Below are 18,569 nucleotides of genomic sequence, written 5' to 3'. Positions count from 1 at the left end.
TCGCTTCGGCGTGAATCTGTGCCAACCGATCCAGGATGAATAAGGGGAGCCCGAATGACGGCACCAGCAATTGAACTAAAAGGCATCTCCAAGGCCTTTGGCCCCGTTCAGGCCAATAAGGATATCTCAATCCGTGTTTCCCCCGGCACGATCCATGGGATCATCGGCGAGAATGGCGCAGGCAAATCAACGCTGATGAGTATCCTGTACGGTTTTTACAAAGCCGATAAGGGGGAGGTTTGGATTCACGGGAAACGTACCGAGATTCCCGACAGCCAGGCGGCGATCTCGGCAGGGATCGGCATGGTGTTCCAGCACTTCAAGCTGGTTGAGAATTTCACGGTACTGGAGAACATCATCCTCGGCGCCGAGGATGGCAAACTGTTGAAGCCCTCTCTCAGCAAGGCCCGAAATTCGCTGAAAGACCTGGCAGCAGAATATGAGCTGAACGTTGATCCCGATGCCCGTATCGACGAAATCGGTGTCGGCATGCAGCAGCGTGTCGAGATCCTGAAGGCGCTATACCGCCAGGCCGACATTCTGATTCTGGACGAGCCGACAGGGGTTCTGACCCCCGCAGAGGCCGACCAGCTGTTCCGCATTCTGGACAGGCTGCGTGCCGAGGGCAAAACGATCATCCTGATCACTCACAAACTGCGCGAAATCATGGAGTATACCGATACGGTGTCGGTGATGCGCCGCGGCCAGATGACCGCGACCGTGAAAACCGCTGAAACCAGCCCCGAACATCTGGCCGAACTGATGGTGGGACGCAAGGTGCTGCTGCGGGTGGACAAGGTTCCCGCCACTCCCGGCAAGCCGATCCTTGAGATCGAGAACCTCAGTGTCGTCGATGAGGCGGGCGTTGCGCGGGTGAAGAATATCGACCTGACCGTGCGTGCGGGAGAGATCCTTGGCATCGCCGGGGTGGCCGGCAACGGTCAGTCCGAACTGATGGAGGTGCTCGGTGGCATGCGCGAAGGTCAGGGCACCATTCGTCTCAATGGATCGCCGCTGCCCCTGTCAGGTGCCGGATCCGATGCCCGCGCCCGCCGCGCAGCACATGTGGCCCACGTTCCCGAAGACCGTCAGCGCGAAGGTCTGATCATGGACTTCCACGCTTGGGAAAACGTGGCGTTCGGCTATCATCACGCGCCCGAATACCAACGCGGCCTGTTAATGAACAATGCTGCGCTGCGCGCCGATACCGAGGCCAAGATGGCCAAGTTTGACGTACGCCCCCCGGACCCCTGGCTTGCGGCCAAGAATTTCTCCGGCGGCAATCAGCAGAAAATCGTTGTTGCCCGCGAAATCGAGCGCAACCCTGACCTGTTGCTGATTGGGCAGCCGACACGGGGCGTCGATATCGGCGCCATTGAGTTTATTCACAAGCAAATCGTCGAATTGCGCGATCAGGGCAAGGCGATCCTGCTGGTCTCGGTTGAATTGGAGGAAATCCTGTCACTCGCCGACCGTGTTGCAGTGATGTTTGACGGAATGATCATGGGCGAGCGCCCGGCCGATCAGACCGATGAGAAAGAGCTGGGCCTGTTGATGGCCGGTGTCGCGGGGGAGGCCGCGTAAATGGATAAAATGCCTAAATGGGCCGATGTCGTACTGATCCCGCTGATCAGCCTCGTATTGGCCGCTATTCTGTCTGCCTTGGTGATTCTTGGCATTGGCGAAGACCCGATTGCCGCCGTGAAGCTGATGGTTTCGGGCGCGCTTGGATCCACCTATGGCTGGGGCTATACGCTCTATTATGCCACCAACTTCCTGTTCACGGGTCTGGCCGTTTCCGTGGCCTTCCACGCCCGGCTTTTCAACATCGGTGGTGAAGGTCAGGCGATGCTCGGTGGTTTGGGTGTGGCCCTCGTATGCCTTTATATTCCCTGGCCGCATTGGTCGCTGGCACTGATCTTTGCCAGCCTGGGTGCTGCCCTTTTTGGTGCGGCCTGGGCCGCGATCCCCGCCTATCTTCAGGCGAAGCGCGGCAGCCATATCGTGATCACCACAATCATGTTCAACTTTATTGCGGCGGCCGTTCTGAACTACGTGCTGGTCAATCTCCTGCGTCCAGAAGGCTCGATGGACCCGGCGACAGCCCGTTTTGCCGAAGCTGTCCACCTGCCGTCCTTGCATGAGCTCCTCGCACCTATCGGGATCGAGTTTTCCAAGGCGGCACCTGCCAATGTGAGCTTCCTCGTCGCGCTTGCTGCTTGCGTTGCGGTCTGGTTGCTGATCTGGCGTACCAAACTGGGCTACGAGATCCGGGCCTATGGCAACTCCGAATATGGCGCACTTTACGCCGGAATCTCGCCGGTCAAGATCACCATGATTGCGATGCTGATCTCTGGCGGTCTGGCGGGCATGATGGCCACCAACAATGTGATGGGCGAGGCCGAGCGCCTGGTATTGAACTCAACCGAGGGCGCGGGTTTCATCGGCATCGCCGTGGCACTCATGGGGCGCAGCCATCCCTTTGGCGTGTTTCTGGCCGCGATCCTGTTCGGGTTCCTCTATCAGGGCGGCGCGGAGCTGGCGCTATGGACCAGCATCCCGCGGGAACTGATCGTCGTCATTCAGGCACTGGTGATCCTGTTCACTGGCGCGCTGGACAATATGGTACGAGGACCGCTTGAACGGATCTTCCTTGCTCTGCGCCGGGGGAAAGCGTGATGGATTTTCTGACTCTGATCCAGGTGCTCGACAGCACCGTTCGCCTCGCAACACCGCTGCTGCTGGCCTGTCTGGCTGGACTGTTTTCCGAACGGGCGGGGATCTTCGATATCGGCCTTGAAGGCAAAATGCTGATGGCCGCTTTCTTCTCGGCGGCGGTGGCTGCGACCACTGGCAATGTCTGGCTGGGCCTCCTGGCCGGTATCGCATCATCGCTGGTTCTCAGCGGCCTGCACGGGCTTGCCTCGATCACCTTCCGTGGCAACCAGCTGATCTCCGGTGTGGCGATCAACTTCCTGGCCGCAGGTATGACCGTACTGATCGCGCAGGACTGGTTCCAGCAGGGTGGACGCACACCCTCGCTGTTCTCGGGCGGCCGGTTTGAGCCTCTCAGCCTGCCGTTTGCAGATGCGCTGGCGGATGTCCCTGTGTTGGGCCCGATCTATAGCGAGCTGCTTTCCGGTCACTCCGTGCTGGTCTACCTGGCGTTCCTCGCGGTGCCTGCTACCGCCTGGATCCTCTTTGGTACGCGCTTTGGCCTACGCCTGCGCGCGGTCGGGGAAAACCCCGCAGCTGTCGATACCGCCGGTGTGTCCGTGGTCGGTCTGCGCTATGCGGCGGTAATGATCTGTGGCCTGCTCTGCGGCATTGCCGGCGCCTATCTTGCAACAGCGCTACAGGCCGGGTTCGTAAAGGACATGACAGCCGGTCGCGGCTTTATCGCCCTGGCAGCGCTCATTTTCGCGAAATGGCGCCCCTGGCACGCGCTTGGTGCCTGCCTTCTGTTCGGCCTGCTTCAAGCGGTGGCCCTGCGTTTTCAGAACATCGAAATCGGCAACTTTGTGATTCCGGTGCAGATGATGGACGCCCTGCCCTACATCCTGACCGTGGTGATCCTGGCAGGCTTCGTCGGCAAGGCGGTTCCGCCCAAAGCAGGTGGAGAGCCCTACGTCAAGGAGCGCTGATAGAGCCATCAATTTGGTACAGCCCGCAGGGGCTGTACCAAAGGCATCTGCAAACGCCCGGCTCCGGCCGGGCGTTTGCCGTTTTGACACAGCCAGAGTCAGACTTTTCGGAAACCAGTTCTCCCCATCCGAGTTCCGGCCAACTTTCATAGGTCCAGTTTTTGCCCTAGCGTCAGTCCTGTTTTCTGCGGAGCGGCATCGGCAGTTGATTTTAGCCAATTGCTGCGCTCTAACACTGATATGCAGATTTATCTTCCCATCGCCGAAGTCTCGGTCAACGCATTCCTGCTGCTGGGGCTTGGCGGTATGGTCGGTATCCTGTCCGGCATGTTTGGTGTCGGTGGCGGCTTCCTGATGACACCGCTCCTGTTCTTCATCGGCATCCCGCCGGCAGTGGCCGTTGCCACCGAAGCCAATCAGATCGTGGCCTCCTCATTCTCCGGTGTGCTTGCTCATTTCAGGCGCCGAACCGTCGACATCAAGATGGGCCTGGTTCTTCAAGCGGGCGGTCTTTTCGGTGCGGCGCTTGGGGTTGTGGTCTTCAACTATCTCAAAGCATTGGGCCAAGTCGATCTGCTGGTAAAACTCTGTTACGTCGTCTTTCTTGGCGTTGTCGGCGGGCTGATGTTCATCGAAAGCCTGAATGCGATCCGCAAATCCAAAGCCTCCGCAGGTGGCGCCCCCGCGCCGCGTCGGCAGCGTGGCTGGGTCCATGCCCTGCCCTTCAAGATGCGGTTCCGCACATCCGGCCTCTATATCTCCGTGATTCCTCCCTTGCTGGTCGGTGTCGTCGTCGGCATCCTCGCGGCAATCATGGGTGTTGGTGGTGGCTTCATCATGGTGCCAGCCATGATCTACATCCTCGGGATGCCAACCAAGGTTGTGGTTGGTACATCGCTGTTTCAGATCATTCTGGTCACCGCCTTTACCACGATGCTGCACGCGACCACGAACTATACCGTGGATATTGTTCTGGCGGTTCTATTGCTGATCGGCGGGGTGATCGGTGCCCAGATCGGTACCCGGATCGGCGTCTATCTCAAGGCTGAACAGCTCCGCATCCTGTTGGCGCTGATGGTAATTATTGTCTGCGTCAAACTCGGGCTGGACCTGTTGCTGATGCCATCTGAGCTTTACTCGCTCGGCAGCGATGGAGGGCACTGAGATGCTCCATCGCGTCATCAGGCAACGCCTCCGCCGCGCGCCGCAATCCCAGCCGGCCCGCGGCTCCGCGCGGCTCTGGATTGCATTCCTCCTGGTCCTGCCACTCGGGTCGATGGCCACCGCTCAGACCTCCACCGATCCGGCAGATAGCGACCCTCCCGCTGGCCCGCGCGAGGAAGTCGTGCTCGGTCTGAGCCAAGACCGTGTTGCCATCACCGCCGACTTCGATGGATCGGAAATCCTCGTCTTTGGGGCCGTGAAGCGGGAAGCCCCTATCCCGCAGGACGACCCTCTTCAGGTGATCGTCGCCGTATCCGGTCCGGCCTCGCCCGTGATGGTGCGCCGCAAGGAGAAAAAGCTTGGGATCTGGGTCAACACCGACAGCGTGCTGGTAGACTCGGCACCGAGCTTCTACGCAGTTGCGACAAGCGCGCCGCTCTCTCAGGTGCTGAGCGATACTGAGGACCTGCGGTATCGAGTCTCCGTGGGGCGGGCCATCCGCTCGGTCGGTGCCGGAATGCACATCCGCGGGGCACAGAAATTTGCCGAAGCCGTGATCCGCATCCGGTCCGAGAACAATCTCTATTCTCTGCGGGAGAACACTGTCGCCGTCGATCAGCAAACGCTGTTTCGCACTGCGATCGAGATGCCCGCCGACCTGACCGAAGGGGCCTATCGGACCCGCATCCTGCTCACACGAGGCGGGTCGGTTGTCGCGCAGTACGAAACCAGCATCGACGTGCGCAAAGTCGGGCTGGAACGGTTTCTTTACACACTTTCACGCGAACAGCCGTTTCTCTACGGCCTTATGTCACTGGCCATTGCAATTGCCGCAGGTTGGGGTGCCTCTGCCGCCTTCCGCCTGCTGCGCAACAGCTGACGACCACGAACCAGATCCAGACCCAGACCCAGACCGCCGCGCAAAGCGCGGCGCTACGCCCAACGGGCGTGGTGCCAGCTTGCTGGTGTCACAACGGGCGGGAGACCTCTGCAGTGACTATCCACGCCCGATGTAAGGCATCTTGGTTGCCATCACGGTCATGAATTGCACATTTGCCTCAGGCGGAAGATTTGCCATATGCAGCACCGACCGTGCAGCATCCTCAACGGCGAAGGTCTCCATCGCGCCCGCTGCCGGATCCGTCTCGGCCTGTCGGGCGCTCAAATCCGCAACCATCGGCGTGCGTGCGTTGCCGATGTCAATTTGTCCGCAGGCAATATCAAACGGGCGCCCATCCAGCGACAGGCTGCGGGTCAGCCCGGTGATCGCGGCTTTGGTCGCCGCATAGGGGACCGAATGTGGGCGCGGAACATGGGCCGCAATTGATCCGTTATTGATGATCCGCCCGCCCTGCGGGGCCTGCTGGCGCATCTGGCGAAAGGCCGCTCGGGCCGAAAGGAACATGCCGTTCAAGTTCACATTGACGGCTGCAAACCAATCCTCCAGCGCAATCTCATCAATCGTGCCGGAAGGGGTAAAGATGCCTGCATTGTTGAACAACACATCTAACCGCCCGGCCCGCTTTGCAAAGGTCTCCACGGCACGATCGACAGCCTCAGCATCGGTGACATCCGCCGGCAAGACATGAGCCGTGTCGCGCCCCTGCGCCACGGCCTCCAGCGCCTCTGCGCGGCGGGCAAGCAGGCCCACCTGCCAACCTTCGTCCAGAAACAGCTCCGCCACGGCACGGCCGATACCGGAGCTGGCTCCGGTGATCAGGATCGTGCGTCTAGAATCTGGAGCTTGGATCGTCATAGTGAGCTGTCCTCTTGCAGTTCCAGGGTCAGGGCGCCTACGGGCGCGGCCCGCAGGTCGTCCACCTGCAGAGGGCCTGTCGGCTTTGCCAGACGATTGCGCACCACCCAGATCAGGCGCTCCTGCGCCCGCGTAATGGCCACATAAGCAAGCCGCTTCCAGAGCGGTTGCCCGGCCTCCACCCGGCCCATGCGCGCCGCGGCATAGATATCAGGCGCAAAAACCTGCGCCGTGGGCCATTGTGAGCCCTGCGCCTTGTGAATAGTGACGGCCGCCCCGTGCAGAAACGCCGCCCCCATACGCGCAGCAAATGGAATGAAGGGCTCTTCTTCATCCGGTTTTTCGATCTTCACGATAGAGGCCGCAGAGACCTGCGGGTCCTCTGCCCCCATGACGTGAAGGCGCGAAAATCCAGGCTTGCGACCCGGTCCGAGGTAGATGACCTGGGCCCCCTTGATCAGGCCGCGGGCTTCCAGATCCAGCCTTTTCTTGCGATGTTTCATCGGCAATTCGATTCCGTCGCAGATCAGCGGCTCGCCAGCCAGCAAACTGTCCTCCGGCGCACCGTGCACGTTACGAAACGCATTGATCAGCCGAATCCGGGTGTTGTTGCGCCAGACCAGAACCGGAGAACGTGCCATCAGATCCACCTCGACCCGTTGCCCCCAGACGACGCGATCATCCTGGCGAGAGAGGTCCTCAACCATGCGCTCAAAATCCTCAAACCCGATGTTCGGATCAGCCAGAGCATGAGCGAGGTCCAGAATGGGATTGCCTGCCTCTTGGCGGTGAATGCGGTTGAGGATCAGTTTGCGCTCTTCTGGCAGCGTTTCAAAAACCATGGCACCGGATTGGTTCACCGGGGCGAGCTGTGCGGGATCGCCAAACAGCAATAATGTCGGGAAAATTTCCTGAAGGTCCTGGAACTGGCGGTCATCCAGCATCGAAGCTTCATCGATAAAGCCGATATCCAGCGGCTCCTCCCGCCGTTTCCAACCGGTGATGAAGTCAGATCCGCGCAGACCGGCAGCAGCCAACGCACCAGGGATCGACTTGTTGCGTTCATAAAATGCCTTCGCCCGCGCCAGGGCTTCTTCGGTTAACCCCTCGATTTCGGGTTCATCGCCACTACCCGCCAGCCATTCCGCTATCCGCTCATATTCCGGATCATAGACAGGCGTATAGAGGATCCGGTGGATCGTGGTTGCGGGAACACCACGAAGGCGCAGCACGCTGGCGGCCTTGTTTGTGGGCGCGAGGATTGCGAGTGTGCGCCGGTCCTCATTCTTCTTGCGGCTCTCATAGTCGCCGGAAACAACCTCGACACCGGCCTTTTCCAACGCCTTATAGAGTTCCGCCAACAACAGCGTCTTACCAGATCCGGCTTTGCCAATAACCGCCATTGCGCCACCGTCACCGCGGGGCGGGTGTAGCAGATCGTCTTCGAGATCGACCCCTGCGTCACGAAGAAGACTGCTGACACGATCAAAAGCGACGGCCTGATCGTCGGAGAATTTAATGGGTGCTGCGCTCATTCGGCGACACTACAGCCGCCGGGCCGGCTGCACCAGAGCAGACGGCCCCACATCATATCGTTTCAGCGCAGCTCGCCCTCCTTCAGCGCTATGCCCATCGACACCCTGCTCACCCCGTCAGCGCAACGGGTCCTGGCGCGCCTGCACCGCCAAAGGACCGGTCGAACCAGAGTGTCGACAATTCCGGCTGAATGCCTGCCTTCTGCGCGACCCGGTGATACGCCTCGGTAGAATAGTCCCACAGGCCAAGGCAGATCCGGTCCCGCCCCGCGCCCATGGTGCCGACAATTTCCGGGCTAAACCCAAGAGAGCGGTAGATCCGCACCATCCGCCGATCAAACACCCCGGCAAAATGCGCGATATTGAAGTTCCGCATGATCTCAAGCCCGGCCAGGGTCAGCGCCCCGGCCACATTGCCGCTGACATGTCGGGACAGGCAGAACCGGGTGCATTCCCAGATCAGAGGGCTGCGGATCGCCTCCCCGCCGGTCAGCTCGGGAAAGACATCATTCACCATAATTGGACCCGTGGAGGGCAGGAAACGCATTGACCCACCGTGGCTGCCATCGGGCTGCTGCCAGATCACATATAGCGGATCAAGCGCATCGTATTCATCGCGTTCTTCCCCGCAGGCATCTACCGAGACCTCCCAACCCAGCCGAGTCTTGAACTGATCCGCGCGATCCACGAACATCGAATGGGCAAGCTCACGGTGCTTATACAGGTCGTGTGCATATACGTAACGAAGCATAACTTAGTCCCCTTTAGATAGAAAAGTGGGACCAGATTACGATCAGAAGATATTTTCAACTATAGGGTTAATGAACATCAACAGCTTCAACGTCTTAGATGATGATCAACCCGAGACTCAGTGCCCGTGCGATGGCATGCGTGGTGTTGATCGCCCCCAGTTTGAATCGCGCGCTCTCAATATAGACCCGCAATGTATGCTCCGAAATGGTCAGCGTCTTGGCCACCTGGGCTCTGCTGTAGCCCATCGCAAGCAAGGTTAACGCGTCAATCTCACGTGGGGACAGGGGTTGGACATGCTCCGGGCTGCGATCCGGTTCAAATTCCAGCGCCTTGCGGTTGAAGTAATGCCCGATCAGGATCAGGTCACGGCTGTGTCTGTCCGTGAATTTCGTCCAGGTCTCATCGTTGCAGTTGTGGCTGACCGTGAACAAAGCGAATTGCCCGTTTGGCCCACGGATCGGGATTGAGTACCCCTGATTGCCTACGTCATGGGCAAGGGCGTCCTGCAGAAACTCGCGCGCAGGCTTGGACGACCAATCAAGGCGGCGCCAGTCAACCGGGTGAAACCGCTGATAGCAGCCGATAATGACCGGATCGACACGCACATAGGCTTTTTCCTGATAGCGCTCGACCCATTCCCGCGAATAGGTGCCAAAGTGATAGTGATCGCCAGCGCTGTCGACCCAGTGATACATGGCGTGATCAACCTCAAAGGTCTCACAGACCCGCTCAATGATCTCTTGCAGACCATCGACCGTTGTCGTGGCGTCCAAAACCTCAAGGATAAGATCAAGATTAACTTTGGTTGCCATGAAATGCCTGAATTCTCACTTGGTCTCAGCGCAGAACCTCTGCACCTATTTGGCTGTCGGCAGATCCAAATTGCCGCAGCTCTGGCCTTTGTGCCGCGATCATCGATGCAGCGTCAACGGTAAGCCCGCATAATGATCAGGTTTTTATTTCATAAGCGATTATCTAGGGCGCGGCCACAAAATGTCTTCACCATCAGCGCATGACCGCTGGTCATTCCGCACAAATGTTCGACAACCACGTTCGCACCAGAAAAACAATAACCCGCCAGTCACAGGAGCGACTGACGGGTGAAATAATGTGTCTCTCGAGGGTGTTTACCCTGCCAGAACATCCTCCAGTGTGCGCAGACCGGTCCGGGGCGCCTGAACCAGAACAGACATATTACCCGGCTTGTGCTCGTTGCGGAGCATCTTCATATGCGCCTCCGGCAGATCGTTCCAGGAGAACACCTCCGACATGCAGGGGTCTAGGCGGCGCTCGACCATCAGCTTGTTGGCAGCGGCGGCCTGCTTCAGATGCGCAAAGTGCGAGCCCTGCAAACGCTTCTGGTGCATCCACATGTAGCGCACATCGAACGTCAGGTTATAGCCAGTGGTGCCTGCGCAGATCACAACCATGCCGCCTTTTTTACAGACAAAGGTCGAAACCGGGAACGTGCTTTCGCCCGGATGTTCAAACACCATGTCGACATTCACGCCTTTGCCGGTGATGTCCCAGATTGCCTTTCCGAACTTACGGGCTTCCTTGAACCAATTGGCGTATTCGGGCGTGTTCACTGTCGGCAACTGCCCCCAGCAGTCAAAGTCTTTGCGGTTGATCACACCCTTGGCGCCCAGCCCCATGACAAAATCACGTTTGCTTTCGTCCGAGATCACGCCGATGGCATTTGCACCAGCCGTATTGATCAACTGGATCGCGTAGGAGCCGAGGCCGCCCGAAGCGCCCCAGACCAGCACGTTCTGGCCCGGCTTCAAATCGTGCGGCTCGTGGCCGAACAGCATCCGGTAGGCGGTCGCAAGGGTCAGCGTATAGCAGGCGCTTTCTTCCCAGGTCAGGTGCTTGGGGCGGGGCATAAGCTGCTGCGACTGAACATTGGTGAACTGCGCAAAGGAGCCGTCGGGCGTCTCATACCCCCAGATGCGCTGGCTGGGAGAGTACATCGGATCGCCACCGTTGCATTCCTCGTCGTCGCCATCATCCTGATTGCAGTGAATGACCACCTCGTCGCCGACTTTCCAGCGCTTAACCTTATCGCCCACGGCCCAAACGATGCCCGAGGCGTCGGAACCGGCAATATGGAACGGCGCACCGTGACCATCAAAGGGGCTGATAGGTGTGCCGAGAGCCGCCCACACACCGTTATAGTTCACACCCGCCGCCATCACGAGCACAAGCACGTCGTGGCTGTCCAGTTCGGGCACATCGACCACTTCTTGCACCATCGCAGTATCAGGGGTGCCATGGCGCTCTTTGCGGATGGTCCAAGCATACATCTTCTGTGGCACATAGCCCATCGGCGGCAGTTCACCGATCTCATAAAGCTCTTTTTCAGGGGCCTCGTAGGAGAGGGCGCCGTTCTGCGTGTCCAAAGCCATGCTGGCCTCCTTTTTTCCGCTGTTTGCCGCAATGCAGAATCGCAGCTGCTACCTAGGGAATAAGATCCGCCAAGCAACAATGCAACATCATTTATTTGATTTGGGTAATTTTATGACCCAGCGGATGCAGAATAACCCTTTGCACCTGCAGCAATACCAGCCTCTTTTGGCCCGTCAGTGTCAGGCTCCGGGATCAGATGACGGATTGAATTTGCGTAGTAGACAAGCAGATCGTGTTGGTCGGCCACCACCTCGTAGCCGCCCGCTGTCTGTCGCAGGATGCCTCTCATCGTCAGTTGACGTAGCCCCAACTCGGCGGCGGAACCGCGGTCGTTGCGCGATGTATGGATATAAGCATAGGGCAATCGCGACAGCAGCGCGTCCATCCCAGCTTCAATATCCGTACGGCTGAGCGGCTGTTTACCCTTCGGGAGGTACTCCACAGTGGCGGCGACCAAGGCCACCGGCAATACCGGAACACATTCGCCGATACGACCCATCAGCTCCTGCGCAAGACTCGTCGGCGTGTCCTCTCCCCCGCTGCAAAGAACAAAGTCGCGCAGGCTGAGAGGGCGCCCAAAACTGACTGCCGCATACCCGGATCGCTGGTAGCGCCTCGTCGCCCATAGCCACAGCTGACGCAGCATACGAACCGCCACCACATGGATGCGTGCGCGGAATCGTCGATCACCGGATTTCGCAGCCGATGTCAGGATCTTGTCTTCCAGCACGCGGTCGTAGTTCAGCGCAACAGGCACAAACACCACATCACGCCCGCCCTCGCCCTGTGCCGCCTGACCGTCAACGATGTATTTCAGCAGCCCCACCTTCGGCTGTGCCAAAGCGCCATCTAGGCTCAACCCGCCTTCGGGAAAAATCGCCTGGGTCACCCCGCCCTGCGTCGCCAGCCTCACATAGGTCGCCAGAACGCGACGATAGAGGTCATTGCGTGACTTACGGCGGATAAAATAGGCACCCATGGCCCGGATCAATCGCGACAACGGCCATACCCGCGCCCATTCACCCACCGCATAGGACAAGGCCGACCGGTCCGCCACCAGATAGGTGATCAGGACATAATCCATGTTCGAGCGATGATTCATGACAAAAACCACCGTCGCCTCAGGGTCTATTGCCTTCACTGCAGCTTCATCCAGATGACCGAGGCGAACACGATAGATCGCATTGGACAAAAACCGTGCGAGACGGATCGCGATGCTGAAATAGGCAACTGCGGAAAACGACGGGACGATCTCGCGGGCATAACGCCGGGCCTCCTCGAAGGCGACGTTTTCGGGAATGCCCTGCGCACGTGCATGGTCTGCAATCGCCTGGGCCACCTGCGGGTCATAGATCAGCCGCTGTATCATGTCGTAACGGCGTGCCAGTTTGAACGGTTGAATTGGTCGTTCCAGGCGGCGGTTCAACCGCGCCACAGCCCGCTCCAAACGACGACGGAAGAACCACCGCACCGACGGAAACAGGAAATGCGAGGCAAAGGTGATCGCGGCAAACAGCACGATAAGCACAAAAAGCCAAAGCGGGAGTTCCACGGTCTGCGTCATCCTGAGACCCTTCCCCATGCTTGCTGTTATTACAAGCACTTTGCCGGATCGGCAGAGGCACCCATATTTAGCAGTTGGCATGAAATGCCGCAACGCAGCGAATTGACATGGGTTTAAAATTGCAGTCTACATCATCTCGGCGAAATAAAATTACCATCACACTGACTCGCGAGGCCCGTCATGCCGCAGATGCAAAAAGACCGCCCCTGGCTGATCCGCACCTATGCCGGCCATTCCACGGCATCGGCATCCAACGCGCTGTACCGCGCCAACCTGGCCAAGGGGCAGACCGGCCTCTCGGTCGCCTTCGACCTGCCGACCCAGACTGGCTATGACAGCGACCACGTGCTGGCCCGCGGCGAAGTGGGCAAAGTCGGAGTACCCATTTGCCATCTGGGTGACATGCGGACCCTGTTCAATGAGATCCCGCTGGAGCAGATGAACACCTCGATGACCATCAACGCCACGGCTCCCTGGCTGCTGGCGCTCTATATAGCGGTGGCAGAGGAACAGGGCGCGGATGTGTCCAAGCTGCAGGGCACGGTGCAAAACGACTTGATCAAGGAATACCTCAGCCGCGGCACCTATGTCTGCCCGCCCAAGCCCAGCCTCAAGATGATCGCGGATGTGGCGGAGTACTGCTACACCAACGTGCCCAAGTGGAACCCCATGAACGTGTGTTCTTATCACTTGCAGGAGGCCGGCGCGACACCGGAGCAGGAGCTGGCCTTTGCCCTGGCGACCGCGCAGGCGGTGCTGGACGAGCTGAAACCGCGCATCGCGCCGGAGGATTTCCCGGCCATGGTCGGACGCATCTCCTTCTTTGTGAACGCGGGCATCCGGTTCGTGACCGAGATGTGCAAGATGCGCGCCTTTGTCGATCTGTGGGACGAGATCTGCCGCGACCGCTATGGCGTCGAGGACCCCAAGTTCCGCCGCTTCCGCTATGGCGTGCAGGTGAACTCGCTCGGCCTGACCGAACAGCAGCCGGAAAACAACGTCTACCGCATCCTGATCGAGATGCTGGCAGTGACGCTCTCCAAGAAAGCCCGCGCCCGCGCGGTGCAGCTGCCCGCCTGGAACGAAGCGCTTGGCCTGCCCCGCCCCTGGGATCAGCAATGGTCGATGCGGATGCAGCAGATCCTGGCCTATGAGACCGACCTGCTGGAATACGGCGACCTGTTCGACGGCAACCCGGCGGTCGATGCCAAGGTCGAGGAACTGAAGGACGGCGCTCGCGCCGAGCTGGCCAACCTCGAATCCATGGGCGGCGCTGTCGCCTCGATCGAGTACATGAAGGGCCGACTTGTCGAATCCAATGCCGACCGGCTGAACCGGATCGAGAAGAATGAAACCATCGTGGTGGGCGTCAACAAATGGACCGAGGGCGAGCCATCGCCGCTGCAGACCGAGGACGGCGGCATTATGGTGGTCGACCCCGCGGTGGAGCAGGAGCAGATCAGCCGCCTGAACGACTGGCGCGGTGAGCGTGACAATGACGCTGTGCAATCAGCCCTGGCCGCGCTGCGCGCAGCAGCGCAAAGCGGCGCCAATGTCATGGAGCCGTCGATTGCCGCGGCCAAGGTCGGCGTCACCACCGGCGAATGGGCCGAGGAAATGCGCAAGGTCTACGGCACATATCGCGGCCCGACCGGCGTGTCCGGGTCCGCCTCCAACAAGACAGAGGGGCTGGATGAGCTGCGCGAAAAGGTCAATGCCGTAAGCGACCAACTGGGACGCCGCCTGAAATTCCTCGTCGGCAAGCCCGGCCTAGACGGCCACTCCAACGGCGCCGAACAAATCGCCTTTCGCGCACGCGACTGCGGTATGGATATCACCTACGATGGGATCCGCATGACACCCGAAGAACTGGTAGCATCGGCACTGGCGGACGATGCACATGTGGTCGGCATGTCCATCCTCTCCGGCAGCCATCTGCCCCTGATTGAGGAGCTGATGGGTCGGATGAATGACGCGGGCCTGTCGCATATTCCAGTTGTCGTTGGTGGAATCATTCCCGACGACGACGCTGCCCGCCTTAAAAAGATGGGTGTGGCCCGTGTTTATACCCCCAAGGATTTCGAACTCAACGCAATCATGGGTGATATTGTTGAACTTGCAAAACAACCGCAAACGACTTCACATTAGCGGATTTTCGCAAATCAATTTAATCGACACAATTTTCTTGGTGAAATCACCTTGGGAATAGGGTCATAAATGAATGCGCCTCGTAGCATCACGATGCGCATTCATTTATGGAGAAGAAAATGGCCGTTGACCTCACAACGATGTCACGAAAAGAGCTTTTGGAATTGCAGGCGAATGTCGAAAAGGCACTGAAAGAAGCCGAGCAGCGCGAGCGCATCGAAGCATTGAAAGCCGCCGAAGAAGCTGCCGCAAAATATGGTTTCTCGCTTGACGAGATTGCAGGCAACAACCGGGGCACTGCCAAGAAAACCAAGGCAGCTCCGAAATACCGCAACCCGCAGAACCCGGAAGAAACCTGGACCGGTCGCGGTCGCAAACCTCATTGGGTCCATGCAGCGCTGACATCGGGCGTTGATATTTCCGATCTGGAAATCTGATTTCCAGAAGTTGAGGACAAAGTATGACTGTTCATATCGGAGCCGCCAAGGGCGAGATTGCCGAAACGGTATTGCTGCCCGGCGATCCCTATCGCGCGAAATGGGCCGCCGAAACATTTTTGAAAGATGCCCGCCTCGTGAATGAAGTGCGCGGAATGCTGGGCTTCACCGGCACCTGGAATGGGCATCCGGTCACCATTCAAGGCAGCGGAATGGGCATGCCTTCCCTGTCTATTTATGTGAATGAGCTGATCCGTGACTACGACGCCAAAACCTTGATCCGCATTGGGTCCTGTGGCGGAATGCAGGACAAGGTGAAAATCCGTGACGTGATCCTCGCCATGACGGCAACCACTGTCAGCTCCCCTTCGCGTGGGATTTTCAAAGAGGTCAATTTTGCCCCCTGTGCCGACTGGTCCCTGCTTCAGGCTGCCGCGAAGGCCGCAGAGGCGCATAAGCTCACGCCGCATATCGGTGGCATCTACTCATCCGATGTTTTCTATGACGAGCGACCGGACCTGAACGAGCAGATGGTGCGTCATGGCATTCTGGGCGTCGAGATGGAGGCAGCCGAGCTTTATACCCTGGCGGCCCGCTACAGACGCCGCGCGCTGGCGGTGCTGACGGTATCCGATCACCTCGGGACAGGCGAGGCGCTGCCGTCCGATCAGCGTGAGCGGAGTTTCGGCGACATGGTGGAAATCGCTCTCGAAGCGGCCTTTGCCTGAACTGAGAAATCGCAAAGACCCATAGAAAAGGCAGCGCCGATCGCGCTGCCTTTTTCGTTCTGCCAGCAGCCAGGCTCAACCGCGCCCGTGACTACGGTCATACCCGTTGCGCGCAGGTGGCCGCCAATCTCCCAACGCACCGCTTTCGGGGGTGAAGAGCTCAATCAACAACGGATGACAGGACGCGGTGTCACTGGTGTGTTCGTCACCACAATCGCCTCCCGGACAGGCGCTCAATGCGCCCAAGAGGTCAATTTCCGCAAAAAACTCAAGATAGTCGCCTGGGCGCACTGGGCTCGCTTTCATGAAGTACTGCCCGGTGTCACGAGTAAATCCGGTACACATGAATACGTTCAGGACATCGTGAATATGCGGCTCGGCTGCGTCCAGTGGCATATCCAGATGATCTGCCAGCGCCCGGGTCAGGTTGGAATGGCAGCAATGATGATAGTGACCGCCAGACAGCAGATTACCGGTGTAGGGGTCGCAGCGGGTGCCGATCACGTCATGAACCGAGCCGCCATAGCCGTCGATCCCGTACCAGCCCAGGCTATCCGCAACAATGGTCGCCATCGGACGCAGATGCGGCAGGCTGCTCCACAGCCTCTCCCCCGTGGTTACATGAGTTCCATGCAGCGCACGCGTTTTGCCGGAGAAAAAGCGCTCGGTCAGATCAGCACTGTTCCAGAGATTTAGGTCCCCGACCTGCGGCCCCTCGACCGAGGTGATACGAAAGAAGCTTCCAGCAGAGACGCTGAAACAGGCCGCCTCCCGCGGCGAGACCAATACTTCGGCGGTTTTCTGCGCCGTCTCACGAGCAGTCCGATATCGCGACAGATCCGGCTTGGGCAATGTCTCGTTCGGGTAGCAGATGACTGGCGCCACGGCACGCCTTTGCTCTGCATCTTCGGGAGGCTGTGCCTCGGTGCCGGGAAAATCAGTAGCGGACATGGCGCAAACCTCTCTGTTGTTTGCGCCATGAAATCCAATGCAGCCGCCGGAAACAAGCCGACATTGCAGGGTGCTCAGGCCCTGCTGATCAAAGATCCGAGATCAGATCACCACCACATCGAGCGGTGGAAAGCCGTTGAAGCCAACGGAGGCGTAGGTCGTCGTATAGGCTCCACAGGAATGGATCACAACGCGATCCCCTGCTTTCAGATCAAGCGGCAGCTGGTAAAGCTGCTTTTCATAGAGCACATCAGCACTGTCACAGGACGGGCCCGCCAGAATGCAGGGGCCGGTCTGCTCATCCCCATAATCGGTTGTGATCCGGTAGCGGATAGCCTCGTCCATGGTTTCCGCCAGGCCTGAAAATTTGCCGATATCCAGATAGACCCAGCGGTGCAGATCGTGCGCATCCTTGCGCGAGACCAGCAACACTTCGGCCGCGATCGCGCCAGCCTCAGCCACCAGGCCACGACCGGGTTCCGCCATGATCTCGGTTGCGTCGGGGAAACGTGCCTCCACGAGCGCCATGACCTCCTGCGCATAGCGATTAGGGGCCATCACCTCGGTGCCGTAGCTCGCCGGGAAACCGCCACCGATGTTCAGCAGGGTCAGCTCATGACCGGCGGATTTTGCGGCCTGCCAAACCTGGGCGACCTGATCAAGCGTGCCAGCCCACATCTGCGGCTCGCGGGTTTGCGAGCCAACGTGGAAGGATACGCCGGAGACAATCAACCCAACCTCGCGGGCGCGGTCCATCAGGCTAAGCGCCATCGCACTGGAGCAGCCGAACTTGCGGCTGAGCGGCCAATCCGCCCCGGTGGCTTCGACCAGCAGGCGGATGCAGACATGGGCACCAGGCGCATGGGCGGCCAGCTTGTCCAGCTCGGCCAAGGCATCAACCGCGAAATGGGTGATCCCGATCTCATGAGCAAAGGCGATATCGCTCGGCCGTTTGATCGTGTTGCCGAAGGAAATCTGGCCAGGCCTTGCGCCTGCAGCCAGACACATTTCAATCTCGGCGCGGCTGGCCGCATCGAAATTTGCCCCCATAGTGGTGAGCCGGCGCAGAATCTGCGCTTCTGGATTGGCTTTTACCGCATAGTGGATTCGGGCACGCCCAAGGCCTTGGGCCAGGGCGGCGTATTGCCGGGCAACAGCTTGGCTGTCAATCACCAGTGTCGGGCGGTCAAACGCGGTCTGTGCGATATAGGACAGGTGGCGAGAAACGGGGACAATAGCATCTTGACGGGCAAGTTGCCCGGTTACGTTTGCGTTCATGGTCATCTCCAAAAGACCCGGCCATCTATGACCGCTCACTTCAATCAGAGACGTTACCGTCGCTACGTAACCATGGGGGATAACCCTTGGGACAGAGGCGCGTGCGTTGGCGTCTGTCCGCCATATCTACCAAACACACGAGTCGATCAAGAGTTTTCTGGGCCACTGAAGCCCTTATTTTCATGCGGGATTTGATCAGATT

The 18,569-nt window shown here is 59.1% G+C and carries 16 protein-coding genes; 8 read left to right on the top strand and 8 right to left on the bottom strand.

Annotated features, from left to right (window positions below):
- Positions 1 to 54: 54 nt before the first annotated feature.
- The 5 genes from VWZ87_RS17520 to VWZ87_RS17500 all read left to right on the top strand — a co-directional run bounded on the left by VWZ87_RS17520 (position 55) and on the right by VWZ87_RS17500 (position 5,688).
- The gene (locus VWZ87_RS17520; protein WP_340544333.1) at positions 55 to 1,584 is read left to right on the top strand and encodes an ABC transporter ATP-binding protein; all 1,530 of its coding nucleotides are present in this window, start codon (positions 55 to 57) and stop codon (positions 1,582 to 1,584) included.
- Positions 1,585 to 2,679, top strand: coding sequence for an ABC transporter permease (locus VWZ87_RS17515; RefSeq protein WP_340544332.1), 1,095 nt, complete (start codon positions 1,585 to 1,587; stop codon positions 2,677 to 2,679).
- Positions 2,679 to 3,644 (top strand): ABC transporter permease, encoded by a 966-nt coding sequence (locus VWZ87_RS17510; RefSeq protein ID WP_340544331.1) that lies wholly within the window; start codon positions 2,679 to 2,681, stop codon positions 3,642 to 3,644. The genes VWZ87_RS17515 and VWZ87_RS17510 overlap by 1 nt, the downstream gene beginning before the upstream one ends.
- Positions 3,645 to 3,884: 240 nt before the next feature.
- Positions 3,885 to 4,808 (top strand): sulfite exporter TauE/SafE family protein, encoded by a 924-nt coding sequence (locus tag VWZ87_RS17505; protein ID WP_340544330.1) that lies wholly within the window; start codon positions 3,885 to 3,887, stop codon positions 4,806 to 4,808.
- 112 nt (positions 4,809 to 4,920) lie between these two features.
- A complete protein-coding gene (locus VWZ87_RS17500; RefSeq protein WP_340546273.1) occupies positions 4,921 to 5,688 on the top strand; it encodes a TIGR02186 family protein in 768 nt (255 codons plus the stop codon).
- Between the two features lie 117 nt (positions 5,689 to 5,805).
- Here VWZ87_RS17500 and VWZ87_RS17495 read toward each other — a convergent pair whose 3' ends face one another.
- The 6 genes from VWZ87_RS17495 to VWZ87_RS17470 form a co-directional block, all read right to left on the bottom strand.
- Positions 5,806 to 6,564: an SDR family oxidoreductase gene (locus VWZ87_RS17495; RefSeq protein ID WP_416536463.1), complete on the bottom strand. Its 759-nt coding sequence runs from the start codon at positions 6,562 to 6,564 to the stop codon at positions 5,806 to 5,808.
- Positions 6,561 to 8,099, bottom strand: a complete 1,539-nt coding sequence (locus VWZ87_RS17490; RefSeq protein ID WP_416536462.1) for an ATP-dependent DNA helicase — start codon at positions 8,097 to 8,099, stop codon at positions 6,561 to 6,563. The genes VWZ87_RS17495 and VWZ87_RS17490 overlap by 4 nt, the downstream gene beginning before the upstream one ends.
- Before the next feature lie 109 nt (positions 8,100 to 8,208).
- The gene (locus VWZ87_RS17485) at positions 8,209 to 8,850 is read right to left on the bottom strand and encodes an acyl-homoserine-lactone synthase (protein ID WP_340544326.1); all 642 of its coding nucleotides are present in this window, start codon (positions 8,848 to 8,850) and stop codon (positions 8,209 to 8,211) included.
- Between the two features lie 94 nt (positions 8,851 to 8,944).
- Positions 8,945 to 9,664: a helix-turn-helix transcriptional regulator gene (locus tag VWZ87_RS17480; protein WP_340544325.1), complete on the bottom strand. Its 720-nt coding sequence runs from the start codon at positions 9,662 to 9,664 to the stop codon at positions 8,945 to 8,947.
- 315 nt (positions 9,665 to 9,979) lie between these two features.
- Positions 9,980 to 11,260, bottom strand: coding sequence for a crotonyl-CoA carboxylase/reductase (ccrA, locus tag VWZ87_RS17475; RefSeq protein ID WP_340544323.1), 1,281 nt, complete (start codon positions 11,258 to 11,260; stop codon positions 9,980 to 9,982).
- 110 nt (positions 11,261 to 11,370) lie between these two features.
- Complete coding sequence (locus VWZ87_RS17470) at positions 11,371 to 12,825, bottom strand: 1-acyl-sn-glycerol-3-phosphate acyltransferase (RefSeq protein ID WP_416536461.1); 1,455 nt, start codon at positions 12,823 to 12,825, stop codon at positions 11,371 to 11,373.
- Positions 12,826 to 13,005: 180 nt separating this feature from the next.
- Between VWZ87_RS17470 and VWZ87_RS17465 the strand changes: the two genes are divergently transcribed.
- The 3 genes from VWZ87_RS17465 (at position 13,006) to deoD (ending at position 16,138) form a co-directional block, all read left to right on the top strand.
- On the top strand, positions 13,006 to 14,973 hold the full coding sequence (locus tag VWZ87_RS17465) for a protein meaA (protein ID WP_416536460.1): 1,968 nt from the start codon (positions 13,006 to 13,008) through the stop codon (positions 14,971 to 14,973).
- A gap of 119 nt (positions 14,974 to 15,092) precedes the next feature.
- On the top strand, positions 15,093 to 15,410 hold the full coding sequence (locus VWZ87_RS17460) for an H-NS histone family protein (protein WP_340544320.1): 318 nt from the start codon (positions 15,093 to 15,095) through the stop codon (positions 15,408 to 15,410).
- Between the two features lie 23 nt (positions 15,411 to 15,433).
- Positions 15,434 to 16,138, top strand: a complete 705-nt coding sequence (gene deoD, locus VWZ87_RS17455) for a purine-nucleoside phosphorylase (RefSeq protein ID WP_416536459.1) — start codon at positions 15,434 to 15,436, stop codon at positions 16,136 to 16,138.
- A gap of 75 nt (positions 16,139 to 16,213) precedes the next feature.
- Here deoD and VWZ87_RS17450 read toward each other — a convergent pair whose 3' ends face one another.
- On the bottom strand, positions 16,214 to 17,089 hold the full coding sequence (locus tag VWZ87_RS17450; protein WP_416536458.1) for an urea carboxylase-associated family protein: 876 nt from the start codon (positions 17,087 to 17,089) through the stop codon (positions 16,214 to 16,216).
- Positions 17,090 to 17,191: 102 nt separating this feature from the next.
- A complete protein-coding gene (locus tag VWZ87_RS17445; protein WP_416536457.1) occupies positions 17,192 to 18,373 on the bottom strand; it encodes a type III PLP-dependent enzyme in 1,182 nt (393 codons plus the stop codon).
- Between the last annotated feature and the right edge of the window lie 196 nt (positions 18,374 to 18,569).

The organism is Phaeobacter sp. JH20_37, from assembly GCF_048056015.1.
GTDB classification, from domain to species: domain Bacteria; phylum Pseudomonadota; class Alphaproteobacteria; order Rhodobacterales; family Rhodobacteraceae; genus Phaeobacter; species Phaeobacter bryozoorum.
The sequence above is the reverse complement of the archived record's forward strand: the minus strand, read 5'-3'. Positions and strand labels throughout refer to the sequence as shown.

What these genes read in the sequence shown, in the direction of transcription:
- VWZ87_RS17520 (WP_340544333.1), top strand. Translation starts at nt 55, where the DNA reads ATGACGGCACCAGCAATTGAACTAAAAGGCATCTCCAAGGCCTTTGGC.
- VWZ87_RS17515 (WP_340544332.1), top strand. Translation starts at nt 1,585, where the DNA reads ATGGATAAAATGCCTAAATGGGCCGATGTCGTACTGATCCCGCTGATC.
- VWZ87_RS17510 (WP_340544331.1), top strand. Translation starts at nt 2,679, where the DNA reads ATGGATTTTCTGACTCTGATCCAGGTGCTCGACAGCACCGTTCGCCTC.
- VWZ87_RS17505 (WP_340544330.1), top strand. Translation starts at nt 3,885, where the DNA reads ATGCAGATTTATCTTCCCATCGCCGAAGTCTCGGTCAACGCATTCCTG.
- VWZ87_RS17500 (WP_340546273.1), top strand. Translation starts at nt 4,921, where the DNA reads ATGGCCACCGCTCAGACCTCCACCGATCCGGCAGATAGCGACCCTCCC.
- VWZ87_RS17495 (WP_416536463.1), bottom strand. Translation starts at nt 6,564, where the DNA reads ATGACGATCCAAGCTCCAGATTCTAGACGCACGATCCTGATCACCGGA.
- VWZ87_RS17490 (WP_416536462.1), bottom strand. Translation starts at nt 8,099, where the DNA reads ATGAGCGCAGCACCCATTAAATTCTCCGACGATCAGGCCGTCGCTTTT.
- VWZ87_RS17485 (WP_340544326.1), bottom strand. Translation starts at nt 8,850, where the DNA reads ATGCTTCGTTACGTATATGCACACGACCTGTATAAGCACCGTGAGCTT.
- VWZ87_RS17480 (WP_340544325.1), bottom strand. Translation starts at nt 9,664, where the DNA reads ATGGCAACCAAAGTTAATCTTGATCTTATCCTTGAGGTTTTGGACGCC.
- ccrA (WP_340544323.1), bottom strand. Translation starts at nt 11,260, where the DNA reads ATGGCTTTGGACACGCAGAACGGCGCCCTCTCCTACGAGGCCCCTGAA.
- VWZ87_RS17470 (WP_416536461.1), bottom strand. Translation starts at nt 12,825, where the DNA reads ATGACGCAGACCGTGGAACTCCCGCTTTGGCTTTTTGTGCTTATCGTG.
- VWZ87_RS17465 (WP_416536460.1), top strand. Translation starts at nt 13,006, where the DNA reads ATGCCGCAGATGCAAAAAGACCGCCCCTGGCTGATCCGCACCTATGCC.
- VWZ87_RS17460 (WP_340544320.1), top strand. Translation starts at nt 15,093, where the DNA reads ATGGCCGTTGACCTCACAACGATGTCACGAAAAGAGCTTTTGGAATTG.
- deoD (WP_416536459.1), top strand. Translation starts at nt 15,434, where the DNA reads ATGACTGTTCATATCGGAGCCGCCAAGGGCGAGATTGCCGAAACGGTA.
- VWZ87_RS17450 (WP_416536458.1), bottom strand. Translation starts at nt 17,089, where the DNA reads ATGTCCGCTACTGATTTTCCCGGCACCGAGGCACAGCCTCCCGAAGAT.
- VWZ87_RS17445 (WP_416536457.1), bottom strand. Translation starts at nt 18,373, where the DNA reads ATGACCATGAACGCAAACGTAACCGGGCAACTTGCCCGTCAAGATGCT.